The sequence below is a fragment of the Paraburkholderia ultramafica genome (assembly GCF_902859915.1).
Lineage (GTDB): Bacteria > Pseudomonadota > Gammaproteobacteria > Burkholderiales > Burkholderiaceae > Paraburkholderia > Paraburkholderia ultramafica.
Window position 1 is genome coordinate 67446 of the sequence record NZ_CADIKK010000026.1, and the last position, 19383, is coordinate 86828.

The window sequence follows — 19383 nt, forward strand, 5'->3', positions numbered from 1 at the left end:
ACTCAGGAGGCTCGTATGTCACGCGTGATCAAGTTCGCAAAAGCCGGCGGCCCGGACGTCCTCGAATTCATCGAGACGGATGTCCCGGCACCCGGACCTTCCGAAGTTCGCATCAAAGTCAAGGCAATCGGCATCAACCGCGCGGAGTCGATGTGGCGCACCGACGTGTATATCGAGCCGGTCAGGTTTCCGGCGGGGCTGGGGTATGAGGCAGCCGGCATCGTCGATGCGGTTGGCGCTGACGTCACCGGCATCGCGGTGGGTGACGCGGTCAGCGTGATGCCTTCGTTCTCGCAGAATCAGTATTTCACTTACGGCGAAGTCATCACCATCCCGTCCTATGCGGTGATCAAGCACCCGGCGTCGCTTTCGTTCGAGCAAGCCGCGTCGGTGTGGATGATGTTCACAACGGCCTACGGTCCGCTCATCGAGGACGCCAAGGTTGGCGAAGGCGACTTCGTCGTGATTCCCGCGGCTTCGAGCAGCGTGGGGCTTGCGGCGATCCAGATCGCCGCCTGCGCGGGCGCTACACCCATCGCATTGACGCGCACTTCGGCCAAGAAGCAGCAGTTGCTTGAAGCGGGCGCGGCGCACGTGATTGCTACGAATGAGGTCGATCTGGTGCAGGAAGTCATGCGCATCACAGGCGGCCAGGGCGCTCGCATCGTTTTCGACCCGGTCGGCGGCCCGAACTTCCCGAAGCTGATCACGGCGCTCGCCTTCCAGGGCACGGCTTACCTCTACGGCGCACTGGCCGGGGGCAATACAGCGATCCCGGTGCTGGAGATGATCGCAAAAATGCTGACCATCAAGGGCCACAATATCTGGCTGACCAGCGGCGACGAAACGCGCCGCAAGGCCGCCGTGGAATATGTCCTGAAGGGTCTGGAGAGTGGCGCACTCAAACCCGTTATCGATCGCACGTTCAGGTTCGATGAGATGGTGGAAGTGCATCGCTATCTGGAGAACAATGCGCAGTTCGGCAAGATCGTCGTGACGGTGTAGCTGAGATACGACCATCGTCCCGGCAAACGCGTTCGTCAATTTTCGGCGTACTGATGCGAGCACCAGAAAACGCAAGATTCTCGCAACGGGTGCGAAGCGACTACGGGCCGCAAACCCGCAGTACGGGATGACTTCGCGGCAAGACATGAACGCGAGTTTCGCTACTAGTCGGGTTCAGCTCGTCACGCACTGTTCGACGAACGCAGTGAACTCCCGTGCCTTCGTACTCGCCAGCCGCCCGGTGGGATACACGGCCGACAGGTTGACAGGTGGAAGCTCCCAGTCGTCCATTGCGGACATGACAACGCCGGACTTCAGTTCCGGCGTGAACGCCCATTCGGACACGACGCTCAGACCGATACCGGCGATCACGGCTGCGCGCACGCCTTCCGTTGCAGTAATCTTCACGCGTCCTTGCATCTTGATTGAAATTTCCGCGGTGTCCTTGCGGAACTTATAGTCTTCCCCTCCCCCGTCGCGCGTGTAGATGACAGCACGATGCGCGAGCAGGTCGGCCGGTTCGCGGGGCGTGCCGTGACGCTCGAAGTACTCAGGCGTCGCGATGACACGGCGCCGAGCCTCGGCGATCTTGCGCGCGGTCATGCTGGAATCGGGCAACGCGCCCATGCGCAACGCGATGTCGATCCCTTCGTTGACGAGGTCGATCGTGCGGTCGTCCAGCACGAGTTCGAGTTCGAGGTCCGGGTGTTCTTCGAGGAATGCGGGTAGGCGCGGCACGATATGGAGTCGCGCGAAACAGACCGCGGCGGACACCCGCAGCTTGCCCGACAGACCGGACGCCGACCCGCGCGCGGCGAGCACGGCTTCGTCGGCCTCTTCGACAGCCCGCTTCGCGCGCAGATAAAAGTTCTGGCCGGCCTCGGTTGGCGTGAGCGCGCGCGTAGACCTAAGCAGCAGCTTGACGCCCAGCCACTCTTCGAGCTGTGCAATCGCCTTCGATACGGCGGGCTGGCCGACTTCGTAGTGCCGCGCCGTGGCCGAGAACGAGCCGGTATCCACGACCCGTATGAAAATCTCGATTGCCGCAAGCCGGTCCATCATGATTCTCCATTGGAATAAGCGCTATGCAATATTGCGCCTTCCGCTGCGCAAGTGGAATGGATAAATTGATTCCATCGAGGCGATTGCCTTGGTTGGAGGTGGGTATGTCAGTCGTTGATAGAAGCGCCAGCAGGCAGTCGGACGCTGATGCTGAACTGGCCGCTGCCGCTGCCATGGTCGCAGCGTCGAGCGCACTGCGGGCCGGCGCAAGAGCGCCCGTTTTCATGCTTGCCGATGCCAGCGGACGGCAAGTCGCGCTCGAGCAACTGCTGGATGCGGGCCCTGTCGTGCTGCATTTTTTCAGAGGCGCCTGGTGCTCCTTTGGGGAGGAAAGCCTCGCCGGGTTTTCGGCGACATATCAGCAGGTACTCGCGCTCGGCGCGAGTGCAATTGCAATTGCGCCACCGTGCAAGGTCGGGACGCACAGCGCCGCCATGCCGATTCCCGAGTTGCGGGACGTCGACATGAAGGTCGCACGCGCATATGGACTCGCGTTCGATCTTCCTGTGGGCCTGCGCCCCGGTTATGAGGCGCTTGGCTACACCCCGCCATCCACCAGAAAGGCAGGCACCTGGCTCGTTCCGCTGCCCGCCACGTATCTGCTTGATCGCGACGGCACCGTCGCGCTCGCGTTCATCGATGTGGACTACCGCAGGCACTTCGAGCCGGAATCGTTATTGAACGCGCTGAGTGCTTTGCAAGCGAGACATTCGACAGCTCGGCATCGCCCGGCGCTTGTCGGCGAGCGTCATCAAACATAGGTCCTCGACAGACGTGGTTGAGAAAAAAATCTCAAACACGGTCATGGTGCACCGCAATGTGATCTCCCGAAGCACCCATGCTAAAAAACGTCCTATACGTTTCAGCATCGGAGACATGCGGTGCCACAAGTGGCGCACAATGCCTCCTGCACACTGCTCGCGCTGAATTCGCCCGGAGGCTCGTGATGCCGTATGTTCCGTCAACCCGACATATCGACCGCGTCTGCAACGTCATCGAAGGGCGGACCGTGCGGCCCGGCGCCGACGGCAAAAGGCTGGCGTCGTCGTACCGGCGCTCGCTCGAACAGTATCATCTCGACCCCGGCGCGACGGCCGGCCCGCGCATTCTCACGGTGCCCGAATTGCGCGACGTGCAGCATCGCGAAGAAACCTTCCTGCGAGCCTCCGGCCAGTGTCTTTCGCGCCTGCATGAAATGGTGCGCGAAGCTGACTACTGCGTGATGCTCACCGATGCGCAAGGCGTGACTATCGACTATCGGGTTGATCGCGACCGCCGCCATGAGTTCAAGCGTGCCGGTCTCTATCTCGGCTCGTGCTGGTCGGAGAGCGAAGAAGGCACCTGCGGCGTCGCATCGGTGCTGCTCGATGCCGAACCGATCACCGTGCACAGAATCGATCACTTCCGCGCGTCGTTCACGACGTTGACGTGCAGCGCGTCGCCGATCTTCGGCTTGCACGGCGAGTTGCTCGGCGTGCTGGACGCCTCGGCGGTGCGCTCACCCGACGAGCGCGAGAGCCAGCGTCTCGTCAACCATATCGTGCGGCAGAGCGCACTGCTGATCGAAGACGCTTTCTTCCTCAACGCGGCAACGGACTGCTGGGTGCTGCTCGCGCACCGCAATCGGCACTACGTGGAAGCCCAGCCGGAAATCCTGATCGCCATCGACGCGTGCGGCAACGCGATCGCCGCAAACCGGCGCGCGCGTGAATGCGTGCCGGCGCTCAATCAGTTGCCACGCCACGTCGCCGAGCTTTTCGACATCCCGGCGGAACGTCTGTTCGAAGCCAAGGCGAGCCGCGGCCTCGTCGCGCTCAGACTGCACGACACGGGTTCGACACTGTTTGCCCGCGTACGGCCACCACCCGTCGCGCGTATGCCCAAACGGCCGGCACGAGCGCCGCGCGACACCGCCGCGCCGCCGGCTACGCCCGCAGTGTCCGAAACCGATGCACTCGAACGCAACCGCATTGTTGGCGCCATGGGCGAAGCGAAGTGGCGGACGGAGCAGGCCGCGACGGCGCTGGGCATGTCACGCGCGACGTTATACCGGCGCATTGCAAAGCTGGGCATCCTGCCGCCGCACAAGTGTTAGCAGCGCCTCATCGATTCCCTTAGCGGGCGCAGAACCCGCGTTTCCCATCGAAGTCCGATATCCGTTTTGTATGGAGGAGCAACCATGCCCGAAAACAACCTCAACCGCCCGATCTCCAATGTTCTTGAAACAGTCGAAGCCGCACTGAGACGCGGCGACACGGCGGCAGCCGTCGAACTGTTCCAGCCCAATTGCTATTGGCGCGATCTGGTCGCGTTCACCTGGAACATCAAGACAATGGAAAGCCGCGAGCAGATCGCCGCGATGCTGGATGCGCAACTCGGCGCGATCAAGCCATCGAAGCTGAAGCTCGCGGAGAATGAAGAGCCGGCCACCGATGCGAATGGCGTGACCCAGGGCTGGATCACGTTCGAAACCGAAGTGGCGCGCGGCACAGGATTCATTCGCCTGAAGGACGGCAAGATCTGGACCCTGCTCACGACGATGGCCGAACTCAAGGGCCACGAAGAGCCTAAAGGACCGAAGCGCCCGATGGGCGCCGAGCACGGTGCACGTCCCGACCGGACCAGCTGGAAAGAAAATCGCGAGGCCGAACTCGACGCGCTCGGCAACTCGTCGCAGCCCTACTGTCTGGTCGTCGGCGGCGGGCAAGGCGGGATTGGGCTGGGCGCGAGGCTGCGGCAGCTTGGCGTGCCGACCATCATCATCGATAGGAACGCAAGGCCGGGCGACGCCTGGCGTAACCGCTACAAGACGCTCTGCCTGCACGATCCGGTCTGGTACGACCATATGCCCTACCTGCCCTTCCCCGACAACTGGCCGGTCTTCACGCCGAAGGACAAAATCGGCGACTGGCTCGAGATGTACACGAAGGTGATGGAACTGAACTACTGGGGGTCGACCATCTGCAAGTCAGCGCGCTATGAGGCCGCGAAAGGCGAATGGATCGTGGAAGTCGAGCGCGACGGCCGCAACATCACATTACGGCCCAAACAGCTCGTGCTCGCCACCGGCATGTCAGGCAAGCCGAACCTGCCGAACTTCAAAGGCATGGACGTGTTCAAGGGCGAGCAGCACCATTCATCCAAACATCCTGGTCCGGATGGGTATCGCGGCAAGAAGGTCGTCGTGATCGGCGCGAACAATTCGGCGCACGACATTTGCGCCGCGCTGTGGGAAGCAGGCATCGACGTGACGATGGTCCAACGCTCGTCCACTCACATCGTCAGGTCGGACTCGCTGATGGAATTGGCGCTCGGCGATCTGTATTCAGAGCGCGCGGTGGCGGCCGGCATGACGACGTCGAAAGCCGATCTGACCTTCGCATCGATTCCGTACGCGATACTCCACGAGTTCCAGATTCCGGTGTTCAACGCGATCAGGGAGCGCGACGCCGAATTCTACGCGCGGCTGGAAAAGAGCGGCTTCATGCTCGATTTCGGCGATGACGATTCCGGACTCTTCATGAAGTATCTACGGCGCGGCTCGGGGTACTACATCGATGTCGGCGCATCCGAGCTGGTGGCTAACGGCCAGATCAAGCTGAAAAGCGGCGTCGACGTGGTGGAACTGGAAGAGCACTCGGTGCGGCTGAGCGACGGCAGCGAACTCGAAGCGGACGTGGTCGTGTACGCGACCGGATATGGCTCGATGAACGGCTGGGCCGCCGAGCTGATCTCGCGCGAGGTCGCTGACAAGGTGGGCAAGGTGTGGGGGCTCGGCTCGAATACGACGAAAGACCCGGGGCCATGGGAAGGCGAGCAGCGCAACATGTGGAAGCCCACACAGCAGCCGGCACTGTGGTTTCACGGCGGCAATCTGCATCAGTCGCGCCATTACTCGCAGTACCTGTCGCTGCAACTCAAGGCTCGCATGGAAGGGATTCCGACGCCGGTCTTTGGACTGCAGGAGGTTCATCACGTGTCGTAGGGGCCGGGTCGCGGGTCGCCGCTTGGCGGCGGCCCCGCGACAGCGACGCAGCGCCCGCCCCTACTGCGCCGTGTCGCGCAAATCCCTGATGTGCTGATAGACCGTCGCGCGTCCCATCCCCAACACGTTCGCGACGTAATTCGCCGCGCTCTTGCCCTTGAACGCACCCTCCGCCCACAGCGCCGCGACGAGTTCGCGCCGATGATCGCGCGTCAGCGAGTTGAGCGCCAACTGGCGTTCCTGAAGCCACGCGTGCAGGAACGTGTTGATCCGTTCCTGCCAGTCGTCCTTGAACAGTTCCTCCGGTTGCTTCACCACGCCGACACCGGAAATCACGAGATCGATCACGTGCTTCACTTCTTCGAAGACGGCGATATTGTAGTTAACGCACATCATGCCCGAGGCCACGCCGGCGTCGTCGAACAACACCGTGCTGACACAGCGCATGCGCCGGCCGTCCCAGTTGATCTTCTCGTATGGACCGATCGTGCCAGGCTGCTCGACATGATCGATTTCTTCCAGCGCCGATTCGTCGCCTAGTTCCCGCTTCGACAGATTATTGGCGATGTACGCGATAGTCTGGCTGTGCAGGTCGTGAATGACGATCTCGACGTACGGAAAAAACAGCAGCGCGATACCGTCGGCGACACGGCTATAGCGTTCGAGCAGCAGCCGGCGGGCCGGTGTGGATTTTGTCTTTCGCATGGAGATAGGAGAGGTTCCAGGGTGACGGCAAGGTCCAGCATGAGCTACCCGATATGCCGTCATCCCCATTGGTCCGGACTATTTTGCCACGGGGTGTCGAGTGGTCAGATATCGATACAGCTCATACGCGATCGCGACGTCTTCCAGTCCGAGTCCGATCGAACGGAAGAAAGCGTGTCGCTGGTACGACGGCCGGTCCGCGTTGCCGCCCACCAGCTCGGGGAGATCCGCCACCACGGTCTGCGCGGACCATCCGTGCAGATCTGCCGCCAGCTTCATTTCTCCGGCGCTGGCGGGCGTGGTGCGCCGGTAGTCGCAATACACATCCATCTCTCGCAGCCAAGCCGGCGGGATTTCGTGCGCGTTCGCAACGTTGGTGCTGATCGACGTGATCAGCGCGGGCTTCGTCAACATGCCTTCGGCCAGCACCGGTGTGCCTGATGAGGTGCACAACGCCACCACATCCGCCTCGCGCACGCAGTCTTCGAGCGTCGCGCTGACGCTCACGCGCGGGTCCAGCGCGATGACGGCGGCACGCTGCGCCGTGCTGCCGTGGAGCCTGGGCGAGAAAACCTGGATCGAATCCCAGGGCCGCAGCGGCGCAATATGGCGCAGATGCGCCTGGGCCACCGCGCCGGCGCCGACGATCGCGAGCCGGCGCGCGCCGGGTGCCGCGAGATGTTCGACCGCGAGCGCGGTGGCGCCGGCGGTACGCTCGACGGTGAGCAGCCCCGCATCGCACCACATCAGCGGCTGGCCGGTCTCCATCGACATCAACGCCGTCCATGCGGTGATGATCGGCTTCGCACCCGTGACGATGTACGGCGACATCTTCGCGCCGAACACCTTGGCGTCGGCAATCGCGCCAAGGTACGTAATGAAGTCGCCCGCGTTCGCGGGAAACAGCGTGAGGCTTTGCGGCGGTTGCACCGCATGATCGCTGTGGAGCGCGCGGAACATCTCCGTCAATGCGCGGCGCACATCCAGTTCAGGCAGCGCGTTGCGTACGGCGTCCTGCTGGACGATTAGCGGGGTGGTCGTGTCGCTGTGGCTCATGTGTCTGCTCTCCAGGTCGGTGCCAGAGGTCCGGCGTGGGTTCAATTCTAAATTTAAAGTCCAGTCTGGATTATTTTTTTTGAAAAGCTTTGCAATTATCCTGGTCCAGAATAGACTCATGTTCCAGAACAGCGACAGGGCAGCGTCCATGCCATGGCTCCGCGGAGACCTCATGCTGTTTCATTTGGCCCCTTTCTAGCGATCTCAACTACGCCCGGACCCATCATGAATCTCAAGCTCTCGCTTTCTGTTTGCCTTGCTGCCGCGCTGGTCGGCATGACCGGCGCAGCCTACGCCGAAACCGCCGGCAGCTTGCGTTTTGGTATTGAGGCCGCGTATCCGCCGTTCGAGAGCAAGTCGCCGACCGGCCAGTTGCAGGGCTTCGACATCGATGTCGGCAATGCCGTCTGCGCGAAGATGGGCGTGAAGTGCGTGTGGGTGGAAAACTCGTTCGACGGCCTGATTCCGGCATTGCAGGCACGCAAGTTCGACGTCATCAATTCGGCGATGAACATCACGGCGAAGCGCAAACAAAGTATCGACTTCACACCGCCGATCTACGTCGTGCCTATCGTGATGGTCGTCAAGCACGGCTCGCCGCTGCTGCCCGACGTCAAGAGCCTGCAGGGCAAGCGCGTCGGCGTCCTGCAAGGGTCGTCGCAGGAAGACTTCCTCAAGCAGCACTGGGCGAATGCGGGCGTGTCGATCGTGTCGTATCAGGACCAGGATCAGGTTTATGCCGATCTCACGGCGGGGCGCCTGGACGCCGCGGTGCAGGAAGCGCAGACGGCCCAGGAAGGCTTTCTCGACAAGCCGGCCGGACGTGACTATGTGATCGTCGGCGAACCGCTGAAAGATCCGGCGACCCTCGGCGAAGGCACCGGCTTCGGGCTGCGCAAGGGCGACAAGGCGCTGGGCGGCAAGATCGACGCCGCGCTCGACGCGCTGAAGAAAGACGGCACACTGAGCAATCTGTCGATGAAGTATTTCAAGCGCGACATCATCGCGAAGTAAGCGGCTCCCGGGCCCGGGAGCAGCAGATCCATGCCGCAAGAAACGGTGCGGGGAACAGAGCCAGTCTATGGATTTCGATGTAATCGTATTGGGTGCCGGTATTGTCGGCGTGTCGGCCGCCCTGCATTTGCAGGATCGCGGACGACGCGTCGCGCTGGTCGATCGGCGCGGACCTGGCGAGGAGACCAGTTTCGGCAACGCGGGCCTGATCGAGAGTTCGTCCATCGTGCCGTACGGCTTTCCGCGCCGTCCTGGCAGGCTGCTGCGCTACGCGCGCAATCAATCGACCGACCTCTACTGGGACTACCGGGCGCTCCCCGTATTCGCCGCGTGGCTTGGCCGTTTCTGGTGGGAGTCGTCGCCCGAGCGGCTGGCGCTCGCGGCGCGCGATATGTTGCCGTTGATCCGGCAAAGCGTCGCTGAACACGATGCGCTGATCGCGCGCGCGGGTCTTGAACGGCTCGCGCACGACGGCGGCTGGATCGAAGCATTTCGCACGCAAAGCGAGTTGGACCATCAAACAATGGTCGCCGAAACTGCCGTGCGCAAACACGGTCTGCGCATCACGCAGCTCGATGCCACGGCGCTGCGCGCGCAAGAACCGGGCATTGGACAGGGGTTTTGCGGTGCGCTGCATTGGCAGGATCCGAAGAGCATCTCCGATCCGGGTGCGCTCACCAAGGGCTATGCGCGTCTGTTTGAACAGACCGGCGGCACGCTGCTGACTGGCGACGCCGTCACGCTGCGTGCGCGGGACGATGCGTGGACCGTTCAGACCGGCCATGGAGAAATCAGCGCGAAGGAGGTGGTAGTCGCGCTCGGACCGTGGTCGGACACCGTATTCGGGCCACTCGGTTATCGCATTCCGTTGCGCGCGAAACGCGGCTACCACATGCACTATCGGCCCACGCAGACGATCTTGTCCGTGCCGGTGGTCGACACGGAGGAAGGCTACGTGATCGCGCCGATGCGAGGCGGCTTGCGGCTGACCACCGGCGTCGAAATTGCGAGGCGCGAAGCCGCGCCGACGACGATTCAACTCGATCGCGCAGAACGCATCGCCAAACCTGTATTCGGTCTTGGCGAGCGTCTGGACAAGTCGCCCTGGCTCGGGCTGCGTCCTTGCACGCCCGACATGCGGCCTGTGATCGGGCGCGCGCCCCGGCATCGCGGCCTCTGGTTCTCGTTCGGACATAACCATCACGGCTTGACGCTCGGACCTGTCACAGGTCGTTTGCTGGCGGAAATGATGACGGGCGCCACGCCGTTCACCGACCCGCATGCGTTTCGTCCGGAGCGGTTCCGATAGGCAGACGATGCTTTGGCGGCGTGGGGTACGAGAACGGTATTACGCAGGCCAGGCTCGAATGGGCGCATGAGCGCAAAGCCTTGACGAACGCTCGCCGCAGCGCGAAAAGTTCTTTTCGCTCACGAGCCGACGAGCTAACGGGAGAACAGCTTGCTCCTGCCCCGTGGCAGAATTACGTGCTCAACGTGCGATATAACTCGTTGGCGCGCGTCAGATGCGCGCGCATCGCTTTCGCGGCTTCGTCGCCGTCGTGTTTGGCGATCGCATCGACGATACGCTGATGCTCTGAAAGCGTCAGTTCCTCGGCGCCGGGCGCGCGCACAAGCGGCCGATAGTATTCGCCGGCCCAGCGAAACAACGATTCGACGATCGACGGAAAAATCGGATTGCCGCTGATCTTTGCGATCTCGCGATGAAACGCCATGTCGCGCTCGATGAACTCTTCGAGATTGACCATCGATGCCCGGTGCTGGGCCACGCTCAATTGCAGCCGCGCGACATCCTCTTCGGTTGCACGTTCGGCGGCCATGCGTGCGGTGCCCGTCTCCAGAAACAGGCGCGCGTGCTTCAGATGCTCCAGCATGTCAGGATGCGTGCGCAACAGATGCATGGCGCCGCCGGCGATCTGTCCGATTAGCCGGTCCGCCGTGGGCACGACGACTCGCGCCCGTTCGCCGTGCACGATCTCGACGATGCCCGAACGTTCGAGCGTCTGTAACGCCTCTCTGACAGCCGGCCGGCCGACGCCATAGATTTCCATCAGTTCGCGTTCCGACGGCCGCCACTCGCGCCCACGACCGTCAAACCTACCGTGGTGACCGTCCTCCTTGCGGTTAGACTAGCCACTTCTGGTAAAACCCACTCCCATGGTGTGACGGGCGGTGTAGCCTGCGAAAAGCTTCGGGGAGCTGGCAAACGAGCTTTGATCCGAAGATGTCCGAATGGGGAAATCCTATCGGTCAACCCGATTTGTGAAATATTTTTTTCATCCTCTCGACAGTGCGCCAGGAAAGCGGGGGATAGACCTCTTCTGTCACTGGCTATCTTCGATGGCCAACGGTCGGTTCAAGTTCTTGCGCGCGTAGTCCAACATGCTCTGAATATGGTCAGACTTCGGCGCGAGGTCGAGTACTTCGAATGCTTTTACTGCCCTGTCGATCTGCATTGATTCGCATTGCCAACAAAATTTCCTGACAACCCGGTCCAGTCTTTACGCAGGTGTCAACGACAAAACGCACCCTCCGTATCCGCAATCGCAGCAACGCAAAAAGCGCTAACCGATGCCGGCATCAATGACCAATGTCCAGCACGGTCAGCCCATCCCGGCGCAATATGAATCGAGCGCGCCTTCGATTCTCCAGACGTTTGCCCCGCCACGGTTGACCGACCGACGCATCCGCCCCACCACGCATTTGTAACTGGCACGCACGACTGTTTGTCCATGGCGGGTATTCGAATCCAGCGCCAATGCGCCTAGATTTCATACCCATCGGAGCCTTAGTCCGATCCGCATCTGAACCCAAGCAACTCATCTGGAGCTTCAATCATGAGCACGTCACAAAAAGTCGTCGTCGTAACCGGCGCATCGCAAGGCATTGGCGCCGAGGTAGTAAAGGCGTTTCGAAAGCTCGATTACCGCGTCGTCGCAACCGCACGTTCGATCAAACCATCGGACGATCCGAACATCCTGACCGTCGCCGGCGATATTGGCGACCCGACCACCGCCAAACGTGTCATTTCCGAAGGTGTTGCAAAGTTTGGCCAGATCGACACGCTGGTGAACAACGCCGGCATCTTTGTTGCAAAGCCCTTTACCCAGTACACCGCTGAAGACTACGCTGCGGTGATGAGTGTGAATGTCGCGGGCTTCTACTACGTCACGCAACTCGCCATCGCAGAAATGGAGAAGCATTCGAGGGGTCACGTGGTTAGCGTGACCACTACCCTCGCCGACCATGCTATCGACGGTGTGCCTTCCGTGTTGGCTTCCCTGACCAAGGGCGGCCTGAACGCCGCCACGAAGTCGCTGGCGATCGAGTACGCCAAGAAAGGTATTCGTGCGAATGCGGTTTCGCCGGGGATCATCAAGTCGCCGATGCATGCGCCGGAAACCCACGCAGCGCTGGGCGCCCTTCATCCGATGGGCCACATGGGCGAGATGAGCGATATCGTCAACGCGATCCTGTTCCTCGATGCCGCACCGTTCATCACGGGCGAAATCCTGCACGTCGACGGCGGACAGAGCGCCGGCCACTGATCACACTCGGGCGCCGCTGGCTGGCGCCCTTGACATTAACCCAGGTTTTCGGAGGATCACATGCCTATCGTCACAATTCAGGTGACCCGTGAGGGCACCAAGCCCGGCAACGATGCCGTCACTGCCGACGAGAAAGCCGCGCTCATCAAAGGCGCCAGTCAATTATTGCTCGACGTGCTGAACAAACCGCTTGAATCGACCTTTGTTGTCATTCAGGAGGTGAACACCGAGAACTGGGGCTGGGGCGGATTGCCGGTCGAAGCCTATCGCAAGCAGCGTGGCCTGAAGCCGGGTTGAACGTCGACACGTGCGCTGTGATTCGGGCCGAAAGGTCTTCGTCGAATGGACAAGGGCGCATTGTGGTCGTCCTTCCCGTGCGTGCTCATTCGACTGCAATGCGCAACCGCATTGATCGGTCGAGCCGCTAGCCCGCGAACTGCTGCAGTTGCCTGATGCTCTCCTTCAGTTCGCGCTCCAGTTGGGCAACCAGCTCTGCTGCGGGCAACGACCTCGCCAGCGCGGCTGCCTGCCCGGCCCACTGCGCGCCATAGCCGAACTCACCTGTGGCCTTCGCTGCAGCATGAAGCGCCTTCCCGGCATCGTACGCGATCGGATACGCGGGCGGCTTCGGCGAGCGCGCGTCGCTGCCGAGTGCAGTGAAACGGTTCACCATGCTTCTCGCCACGCGCCCGGAGATCGCCGCGGTAAAAGTCGTCCGGCGAGCTGCTTCTCCAAGCATCGCGCGACGATAACCGTCGTCGATCGACGTTTCCGGACAGACGACAAAAGCAGTACCCAGCTGGGCGGCTTGAGCACCAAGCGCGAGCGCCGCGGCGATCCCGGCGCCATCCATGATGCCGCCGGCAGCGATCACCGGCAGGTGGAATTCCCTGACCAGCAGACGCGTCAGCGCAAACACGCCCAACCCGTCATCGGCTGCGTCCGGATCGAAAACGCCGCGATGCCCGCCGGCCTCTATACCTTGCGCGACAATCGCATCGACTCCCGCCGCGGCGACTTGCGCAGCCTCATCCAGGTCCGTTGCACTGGCGAGCAGCTTGATGCCCGCCTTTCTCAGTTCGGCAATCACATCGTCAGAAGGCAAACCGAAATGGAAACTGACGATCGCCGGCTTCTCCTCGAGAAAAACCTTCAGCATGGCCGGGTCCGCAACGAAGCTCGTGTAGATCTCCGACAGTGATGCCGGCGGCGTTGCGCCGTATTTTTCGAAATATGGCGCAAGCCACTTCAACCATTGCCGCTCGACCGCCTCGTCAGCTTGCGCGGGTTGATGGCAGAAGACGTTGATGTTGAACGGCTTGCCCGTCAATGCGCGTGTCTCTTTGATGATCTTGCGGGCTCCCTCGGCGTTCATCGCCCCGACGCCCAGTGAGCCGACGCCGCCGGCATTGGAGACGGCCGCGGCCAGTGCGGGCGTGCTGACACCGGCCATTGGCGCCTGAATGATCGGTTTTTCGACACCCAGCAAATGCAGCAACGTACGATTGTCTGTCATCTCTATCCCTCACCAATGCTCACTACAATATAGTCCTGATATCGTACATAAACCCTGGTTGCGCACCGAAGGCGACCGCGCCGGCCGTTGCGTTCACTCTATGGTTGATCGAGGTGCCTTTTTGCCCGACCAGGAAAGCGCAATAAAGCAGGTCATCGAGAAACCATGCAGCGTCAATTTGAAGATGTTCTTCTGGGCAGTATCGAACTGTTCTGTCTCGCCGCCGAACTGGAGAGTTTCACCGTGGCCGCGAACGCCGCGAGCGTCACGCCGGCCGCGGTCAGTCGTTCGGTCGCGCGTCTGGAAACGCGCCTCGGGGTCCGCTTGTTCGTGCGGACGACAAGACAGATCCGCCTGACCGATGCAGGAAGGCGATACTTCGAACAATGCCGGCTGGCGCTGAATCAGCTTGCCGAGGCTGAGCGCGAAGCCACCGGTCAGCAGACGACCCCCACCGGCGTGCTGCGGATCAGCATGCCGACGCCTTATGGCCACTACCGTGTGCTTCCGCTGCTTGCGGAATTTCGTGCACGTTATCCCGGGGTCACGGTCGAAGCGCATCTCAGCAATCGCAACATCGACTTCGCGGAAGAAGGCTTCGACCTGGCCATTCGCGGACGTGCGCCGGGAGACTCCGGACTGATCGCGCGAAATATCGAGGATGCGGAACTGGTGGTCGTCGCCTCGCCAGCTTATCTGCGCAGCGCCGGCAAACTGAAAACGCCGGACGACCTGATCAATCACGACTGTATCCAGTATGCGTTGCCGAGCAGCGGCCGCAATCTCCCGTGGCTGTTCAACCTTGAAGGCGAGGTGGCTGAGATGATGACGCGCGGCGGCTACGGGTCGTCGGGTGATGTACTTGGCGGGGTGACCCTGGCGCGTCATGGGGCGGGTCTTTTTCAGACCTATCGGTTCATCGTCGACAAAGACATTGCCGAAGGAACGCTTCACGAACTGTTGATTCCTTATGGCGGTTGCTCGCGACCGTTCGTCCTGCTCTATCCGCATGCGCGGCATCTGTCGTCGCGCGTGCGCAGTTTCGTCGACTTTCTGATGGAAAAACTCGGATCGTAGTGCGTCGGCCCGAGGCGATTGCTCGATTGCGTGTCGTGATGCAGGGGCGAGCCCACCACCGAAAATCCCAATATTTGCGATACTTGCATCAGCTCGCACGACACATGGCATTCGTAATCAGATTGTTTTAGTTTCCGAAACAGTGATTTCATAGATTAGGTATTTACCCTGGTTTCTCATCCTCCTAGACTGTCCTCACTGGCGCAAACAAACGAGTTTGCAGCCCAAACAAGACAAATCTCTGGAGGTAGTAACCATGAAGTCGCTCATCCAAGCCGTTGTTATCGCCGCTACCCTTGCTGCTCCGGTTGCCGTTTTCGCCCAGTCGAACCAATCCGTGACCCGTGCGCAAGTGCGCGAAGAACTGATTCAGATCGAAAAGGCTGGCTACAACCCGGCACGTTCGAACCCGAACGAATATCCGGCGAACATCCAGGCTGCTGAAGCACGCGTTGCCGCCCAGAACAGCGCAGTAGGCGGCATCGCCAGCGGTTCGTCGCAACAAGGTCACGCAGCAGCCGAGTAAGCCTGCCGGCTTCAAGCGGTCGCTTTGCTGGAGCGCTCGCCCGTGCTGCGCCCGGCTGGTTCAAGTCACTGGCCCGCGATCGCGGGCCAGTTTCATATCAGAACCTCCGCCCCGGATTCCCGGCGGCTTCGCCCAGCCTTCCGTGGGCGGGCGCTTTTTTTATTCCTCTTTTCTAGCCGTCCGCCTGGCCTGCGTCGCCATTCGCCGTCGACTGTTCACGCGGGTATCGTCGTTGGACAACGCGGTGTTGCTCGGAACGCCGACGAATTTCTATCAACCGCCGCTAAGCGATGACCATGACAAATCGGTCTTGCCTTCGTCATCGCCCAATCTTGCTACTCCCTCGACATCAAACCACGCCCGGACTCACATACGCTGTCTTGACCGTCGTGTAAAACTCACGGGCATAGCTGCCTTGCTCGCGCGGACCGTAGCTCGAACCCTTGCGCCCACCAAACGGCACGTGATAATCCACGCCCGCGGTCGGCGTGTTCACCATCACCATGCCGGCCTGCGCATGACGGCGGAAGTGGTTCGAGTATTTCAGCGACGTCGTGCAGATGCCTGCTGAGAGCCCGAATTCCGTGTCGTTGGCAACCGCGAGCGCCTCGTTGTAGTCCTTGACCTTGATGACCGAGGCTACCGGGCCGAACACTTCTTCCCGGTTGATGCGCATGACCGGGGTCGTGTCGGTGACCAGCGCCGGCGCGAGGAAGTAGCCGCGCGTGTCGCGTTCGACCCGCTCCCCGCCGAAGACCGTGCCGCCCTCTTCGCGCGCGATGGCGAGATATCGTTCGTCCTGCTGAAGTTGTTTGTCGTCGACGACCGGCCCAATGTGAGTGCCGTCAGCCAGCGCATCGCCCACCTTCAACGCACGCATGCGCGTTTTCATACCGTCGATGAACCGGTCGTAAATACCTTCGGTCACGATGAAGCGGCTCGACGCCGTGCAACGCTGCCCCGTCGAATAGAACGCACCGTTGATGCACGCCTCGACCGCGACGTCGAGGTCGGCGTCGTCGAGCACCACCATCGGGTTCTTGCCGCCCATCTCCAGCTGGAACTTCTTGCCAGAGGCGAAACATTTCGCGCCGATCGCATGACCGGTCGCGACCGAACCGGTGAAGCTCACGGCGTCGACATCCGGCGAAGAAACCAGCGCTTCGCCAACCACGGCGCCCCGTCCCATGACGAGGTTGATGACGCCCGCCGGCGCGCCCGCCTCGGCGATGATCTTGACGAGCTCCCACGTGCTGGCCGGAACGAGGTCAGCCGGTTTGACGACCACGGTGTTCCCGAACGCAAGCGCCGGTGCAATCTTCCAGGCCGGAATCGCGATGGGGAAATTCCACGGCGTAATGAGCCCGATCACACCGAGCGGCTCCCGGGTCACTTCCACAGTCATACCCGGGCGCACGGACGGCACGATTTCACCACCCACGCGCAGCGCTTCGCCCGCGAAGAACTTGAAGATCTGCCCTGCGCGGCCCACTTCGCCAATCGCCTCGGGCAGCGTCTTGCCCTCTTCACGCGCGAGCAGCCGGCCCAGCTCGGCCTTGCGCGCGAGGATCGCGCTGCCCACCTGGTCGAGCAGGTCGAAGCGCTGTTGCGGCGTGGACAACGACCATCGCGCGAACGCCTTGCGCGCGGCGCTGATCGCGCGTTGCGTCTGCTCGGCGTCGGCTTGGGCGAACTCGCCGATCACGTCGTCGAGGTTGGACGGATTGACGTTGCGGGACACGCTCGCACCTTCTACCCACTGTCCGTCGATGTAGTTTGCAAACTGGCTCATGGTCTCTCTCCGGTCGATACAGAATGAAGCCTCCGCCGGAACCACCTGATCGTCAGGCCGCGGCGGAGGCGACTGGAAATGCATGTGGGCTGCGCGTGACGCGACAGCCGCTCAATACGCTCAATACACTCAGACCGATCAGGCCGAGGCAAGCAGGCCGCGGGCGGCCAGATTCTGATAAAGCGCGCGCACACCAAACGTCCACGGTTCGATCTCGGTGCTCAGCCGGACCGTGTTGGTCAGCGCGCCCAGTTGCGGCGTCGAAATCGTCACCAGGCCGCCCAGGTGATGCGTGAATCCCGCGCCAGCGGCGTCGCGGTCCTTGATCGGCGAGAACATCGTGCCGAGGAACAGCATGAAACCGTCCGGATACTGATGATGCCGTCCCCATGTTTGCGCAACCAGGTCCGCCGGATCGCGGCTGATTTCGCTCATATGGCTCACGCCCTCGAGCACGAAGTCGTCGTCGGCACCTTCCACGCGCAGCGCGACACTGGCGTTGCGCACCGAGTCGAGCGAGAAGCTCTCGTCGAACAGGCGCACGAACGGGCCGATCGCGCACGAGCCGTTGTTGTCCTTGCACTTGCCCAGCAGCAGCGCCGAGCGGCCTTCGATATCGCGCAGGTTGACGTCGTTGCCGAGCGTCGCGCCGACGATCTCGCCGCGGCTGTTCACCGCCAGTACGATCTCCGGCTCCGGATTGTTCCAGGTCGAAGCCGCGAGCAGCCCTACGTCAGCGCCGAAACCGACCGCCGACATCGGCTGCGACTTCGAGAACACTTCCGCGTCCGGGCCAATGCCCACTTCCATGTATTGCGACCACGCACCGCGCCGCTCGAGTTCGGCCTTCAGCTTCAGCGCGGCGTCCGAGCCCGGCTCGATTTTCGACAGGTCCGTACCGATCATCGAAGCGATGGTCTCGCGGACTTCCTTCGCCTTCGCCGGATCGCCGCCCGCCTGCTCTTCGATGACGCGTTCGATCAGGCTCACGGCGAACGTGACACCGCACGCCTTGATCGCCTGAATGTCGCACGGCGCGAGCAATCGCGCGGCCGGCACGGCGGCGCCGGGCAGGTTGGACGCGATCAGCTGCGCGACGGCGCCAAGCGACACGCCAGGCGCAGTACGCGCGACCTGCGCGGCGTTCTCGCGATCGAACAGGTCTGCCGTCGTCGGCACGGTTGCGGTGATGTCGAACACCTCGCCGCCACGCACGACGACCACGCACGGGCCTTCATGCTGGTCAGTCTTGCGCCACACGCGCCCCACGAGCAGCGCCTGGCCAAGATCGTCCGGGAGGAAACTGGATTGAGTAGTTGCGGACATGGGAATAGATTTCTTCAGGAAAGTTGGAAGACCAGGAGGGCCGGGCTCGATCTGCAATCTGAGCCCGGCCCTGCAACCTGCACGTCAGTGCGAATGCCTCGGATTGCCACGCTCGGCAATCACCTTCAGATAGAGCGTCGCCGGTTCGAGGCAGCCGCCGGTCGAGAGCTGGCCCACTGTCTGGCGGTACAGTTCCTGCCATGGCGTCTGCGCCGGCGGAATCGCGAAGCTCGCCGTTTCACGGCGCCGCGCGAGTTCGTCCTCGTCGACCAGCACGTTGACGCTGCGCGCATTCAGGTCCACGCGGATGCGGTCATTCGTGCGCAACAGCGAGAGTCCGCCGCCAACCGCCGCCTCGGGCGACATGTTGAGAATCGACGGGCTCGCGGATGTGCCGCTTTGCCGTCCGTCGCCGAGCGTCGGCAACGACGTGATGCCCTGCCGCACGAGCTCCGCCGGCGGCGCCATGTTCACCACTTCGGCGCTGCCCGGATAGCCCACGGTGCCCGCGCCGCGAATCACCAGAATACAGTGCTGGTCGATTTCGAGCGACGGGTCGTTGATGCGCGCGTGGTAGTCCTCAGGACCGTCGAACACGATTGCGCGGGCCTCGAACGTATTTTCCGCGCCGGGCTCGCTCAGATAGGTCTGCCGGAAAGCATCGCCGTGCGATGGGTCGTCGAACCATTCCTGGCTTCTCAGCCGGCGCGGTGTGGATGCTGACATGATGCTTGTCTCTCGGTCATGGGGAGG

Annotated in this window: 16 protein-coding genes, 2 pseudogenes and 1 other annotated feature; of the genes and pseudogenes, 10 read left to right on the forward strand and 8 right to left on the reverse strand. The window is 62.1% G+C overall.

Annotation, left to right across the window (positions count from 1 at the left end; all coding sequences use genetic code 11):
• The first annotated feature begins 15 nt into the window (after positions 1–15).
• Positions 16–1005 carry a zinc-dependent alcohol dehydrogenase family protein gene (locus tag HV744_RS24955; RefSeq protein WP_175152047.1) on the forward strand — a complete coding sequence of 330 codons (990 nt, stop codon included), beginning with the start codon at positions 16–18 and terminating at the stop codon, positions 1003–1005.
• Positions 1006–1179: 174 nt separating this feature from the next.
• Here the strand turns inward: HV744_RS24955 and HV744_RS24960 are convergent, their stop codons facing one another.
• Entirely contained in the window at positions 1180–2064 is an 885-nt protein-coding gene (locus HV744_RS24960; protein WP_175152087.1) for a LysR family transcriptional regulator, read from the reverse strand.
• A 107-nt stretch (positions 2065–2171) separates the two neighbouring features.
• On the opposite strand from HV744_RS24960, the gene HV744_RS24965 reads away from it, so the two are divergent.
• The 3 genes from HV744_RS24965 (at position 2172) to HV744_RS24975 (ending at position 6052) form a co-directional block, all read left to right on the forward strand.
• Positions 2172–2828, forward strand: a complete 657-nt coding sequence (locus HV744_RS24965) for a peroxiredoxin-like family protein (protein ID WP_175152048.1) — start codon at positions 2172–2174, stop codon at positions 2826–2828.
• A gap of 185 nt (positions 2829–3013) precedes the next feature.
• On the forward strand, positions 3014–4162 hold the full coding sequence (locus HV744_RS24970) for a GAF domain-containing protein (RefSeq protein WP_175152049.1): 1149 nt from the start codon (positions 3014–3016) through the stop codon (positions 4160–4162).
• Between the two features lie 84 nt (positions 4163–4246).
• Positions 4247–6052, forward strand: coding sequence for an NAD(P)/FAD-dependent oxidoreductase (locus HV744_RS24975; RefSeq protein ID WP_175152050.1), 1806 nt, complete (start codon positions 4247–4249; stop codon positions 6050–6052).
• A 60-nt stretch (positions 6053–6112) separates the two neighbouring features.
• Here HV744_RS24975 and HV744_RS24980 read toward each other — a convergent pair whose 3' ends face one another.
• Both HV744_RS24980 and HV744_RS24985 read right to left on the reverse strand, forming a co-directional pair.
• Positions 6113–6757: a helix-turn-helix transcriptional regulator gene (locus HV744_RS24980; protein WP_175152051.1), complete on the reverse strand. Its 645-nt coding sequence runs from the start codon at positions 6755–6757 to the stop codon at positions 6113–6115.
• Between the two features lie 78 nt (positions 6758–6835).
• Positions 6836–7813, reverse strand: coding sequence for an ornithine cyclodeaminase family protein (locus tag HV744_RS24985; protein ID WP_175152052.1), 978 nt, complete (start codon positions 7811–7813; stop codon positions 6836–6838).
• A 225-nt stretch (positions 7814–8038) separates the two neighbouring features.
• Here HV744_RS24985 and HV744_RS24990 point away from each other — a divergent pair, with 225 nt between their 5' ends.
• Both HV744_RS24990 and HV744_RS24995 read left to right on the forward strand, forming a co-directional pair.
• Entirely contained in the window at positions 8039–8827 is a 789-nt protein-coding gene (locus tag HV744_RS24990) for an ABC transporter substrate-binding protein (protein WP_175152053.1), read from the forward strand.
• 67 nt (positions 8828–8894) lie between these two features.
• Positions 8895–10136 (forward strand): NAD(P)/FAD-dependent oxidoreductase, encoded by a 1242-nt coding sequence (locus HV744_RS24995; RefSeq protein WP_175152054.1) that lies wholly within the window; start codon positions 8895–8897, stop codon positions 10134–10136.
• Between the two features lie 172 nt (positions 10137–10308).
• Here HV744_RS24995 and nanR read toward each other — a convergent pair.
• Positions 10309–10914: pseudogene (gene nanR / locus HV744_RS25000) on the reverse strand (transcriptional regulator NanR); the annotation flags it as partial.
• A 94-nt stretch (positions 10915–11008) separates the two neighbouring features.
• Positions 11009–11126: a sequence feature (23S ribosomal RNA rRNA prediction is too short), on the forward strand.
• 556 nt (positions 11127–11682) lie between these two features.
• On the opposite strand from nanR, the gene HV744_RS25005 reads away from it, so the two are divergent.
• Both HV744_RS25005 and HV744_RS25010 read left to right on the forward strand, forming a co-directional pair.
• Complete coding sequence (locus HV744_RS25005) at positions 11683–12393, forward strand: SDR family NAD(P)-dependent oxidoreductase (protein ID WP_175152055.1); 711 nt, start codon at positions 11683–11685, stop codon at positions 12391–12393.
• 60 nt (positions 12394–12453) lie between these two features.
• Positions 12454–12690 (forward strand): tautomerase family protein, encoded by a 237-nt coding sequence (locus HV744_RS25010; RefSeq protein WP_175152056.1) that lies wholly within the window; start codon positions 12454–12456, stop codon positions 12688–12690.
• Between the two features lie 127 nt (positions 12691–12817).
• On the opposite strand, the gene HV744_RS25015 is transcribed toward HV744_RS25010, so the two are convergent.
• Positions 12818–13909, reverse strand: coding sequence for an NAD(P)H-dependent flavin oxidoreductase (locus tag HV744_RS25015; protein WP_175152057.1), 1092 nt, complete (start codon positions 13907–13909; stop codon positions 12818–12820).
• A gap of 165 nt (positions 13910–14074) precedes the next feature.
• Between HV744_RS25015 and HV744_RS25020 the strand changes: the two genes are divergently transcribed.
• Entirely contained in the window at positions 14075–14986 is a 912-nt protein-coding gene (locus HV744_RS25020; protein WP_175152058.1) for a LysR family transcriptional regulator, read from the forward strand.
• Between the two features lie 256 nt (positions 14987–15242).
• On the forward strand, positions 15243–15512 hold the full coding sequence (locus HV744_RS25025; RefSeq protein WP_175152059.1) for a DUF4148 domain-containing protein: 270 nt from the start codon (positions 15243–15245) through the stop codon (positions 15510–15512).
• A gap of 349 nt (positions 15513–15861) precedes the next feature.
• On the opposite strand, the gene HV744_RS25030 is transcribed toward HV744_RS25025, so the two are convergent.
• The 3 genes and pseudogenes from HV744_RS25030 to HV744_RS25040 form a co-directional block, all read right to left on the reverse strand.
• Complete coding sequence (locus HV744_RS25030; protein WP_175152060.1) at positions 15862–17304, reverse strand: aldehyde dehydrogenase family protein; 1443 nt, start codon at positions 17302–17304, stop codon at positions 15862–15864.
• Between the two features lie 138 nt (positions 17305–17442).
• Positions 17443–18630, reverse strand: a complete 1188-nt coding sequence (locus tag HV744_RS25035; RefSeq protein ID WP_175152061.1) for a fumarylacetoacetate hydrolase family protein — start codon at positions 18628–18630, stop codon at positions 17443–17445.
• 84 nt (positions 18631–18714) lie between these two features.
• A pseudogene (locus tag HV744_RS25040) lies at positions 18715–19296 on the reverse strand (dihydroxy-acid dehydratase); the annotation flags it as partial.
• Positions 19297–19383 lie beyond the last annotated feature (87 nt).

Excerpts from the sequence above, each read along its gene's own strand:
- HV744_RS24955 (WP_175152047.1), top strand. The coding sequence starts at position 16 with ATGTCACGCGTGATCAAGTTCGCAAAAGCCGGCGGCCCGGACGTCCTC.
- HV744_RS24960 (WP_175152087.1), bottom strand. The coding sequence starts at position 2,064 with ATGGACCGGCTTGCGGCAATCGAGATTTTCATACGGGTCGTGGATACC.
- HV744_RS24965 (WP_175152048.1), top strand. The coding sequence starts at position 2,172 with ATGTCAGTCGTTGATAGAAGCGCCAGCAGGCAGTCGGACGCTGATGCT.
- HV744_RS24970 (WP_175152049.1), top strand. The coding sequence starts at position 3,014 with ATGCCGTATGTTCCGTCAACCCGACATATCGACCGCGTCTGCAACGTC.
- HV744_RS24975 (WP_175152050.1), top strand. The coding sequence starts at position 4,247 with ATGCCCGAAAACAACCTCAACCGCCCGATCTCCAATGTTCTTGAAACA.
- HV744_RS24980 (WP_175152051.1), bottom strand. The coding sequence starts at position 6,757 with ATGCGAAAGACAAAATCCACACCGGCCCGCCGGCTGCTGCTCGAACGC.
- HV744_RS24985 (WP_175152052.1), bottom strand. The coding sequence starts at position 7,813 with ATGAGCCACAGCGACACGACCACCCCGCTAATCGTCCAGCAGGACGCC.
- HV744_RS24990 (WP_175152053.1), top strand. The coding sequence starts at position 8,039 with ATGAATCTCAAGCTCTCGCTTTCTGTTTGCCTTGCTGCCGCGCTGGTC.
- HV744_RS24995 (WP_175152054.1), top strand. The coding sequence starts at position 8,895 with ATGGATTTCGATGTAATCGTATTGGGTGCCGGTATTGTCGGCGTGTCG.
- HV744_RS25005 (WP_175152055.1), top strand. The coding sequence starts at position 11,683 with ATGAGCACGTCACAAAAAGTCGTCGTCGTAACCGGCGCATCGCAAGGC.
- HV744_RS25010 (WP_175152056.1), top strand. The coding sequence starts at position 12,454 with ATGCCTATCGTCACAATTCAGGTGACCCGTGAGGGCACCAAGCCCGGC.
- HV744_RS25015 (WP_175152057.1), bottom strand. The coding sequence starts at position 13,909 with ATGACAGACAATCGTACGTTGCTGCATTTGCTGGGTGTCGAAAAACCG.
- HV744_RS25020 (WP_175152058.1), top strand. The coding sequence starts at position 14,075 with ATGCAGCGTCAATTTGAAGATGTTCTTCTGGGCAGTATCGAACTGTTC.
- HV744_RS25025 (WP_175152059.1), top strand. The coding sequence starts at position 15,243 with ATGAAGTCGCTCATCCAAGCCGTTGTTATCGCCGCTACCCTTGCTGCT.
- HV744_RS25030 (WP_175152060.1), bottom strand. The coding sequence starts at position 17,304 with ATGAGCCAGTTTGCAAACTACATCGACGGACAGTGGGTAGAAGGTGCG.
- HV744_RS25035 (WP_175152061.1), bottom strand. The coding sequence starts at position 18,630 with ATGTCCGCAACTACTCAATCCAGTTTCCTCCCGGACGATCTTGGCCAG.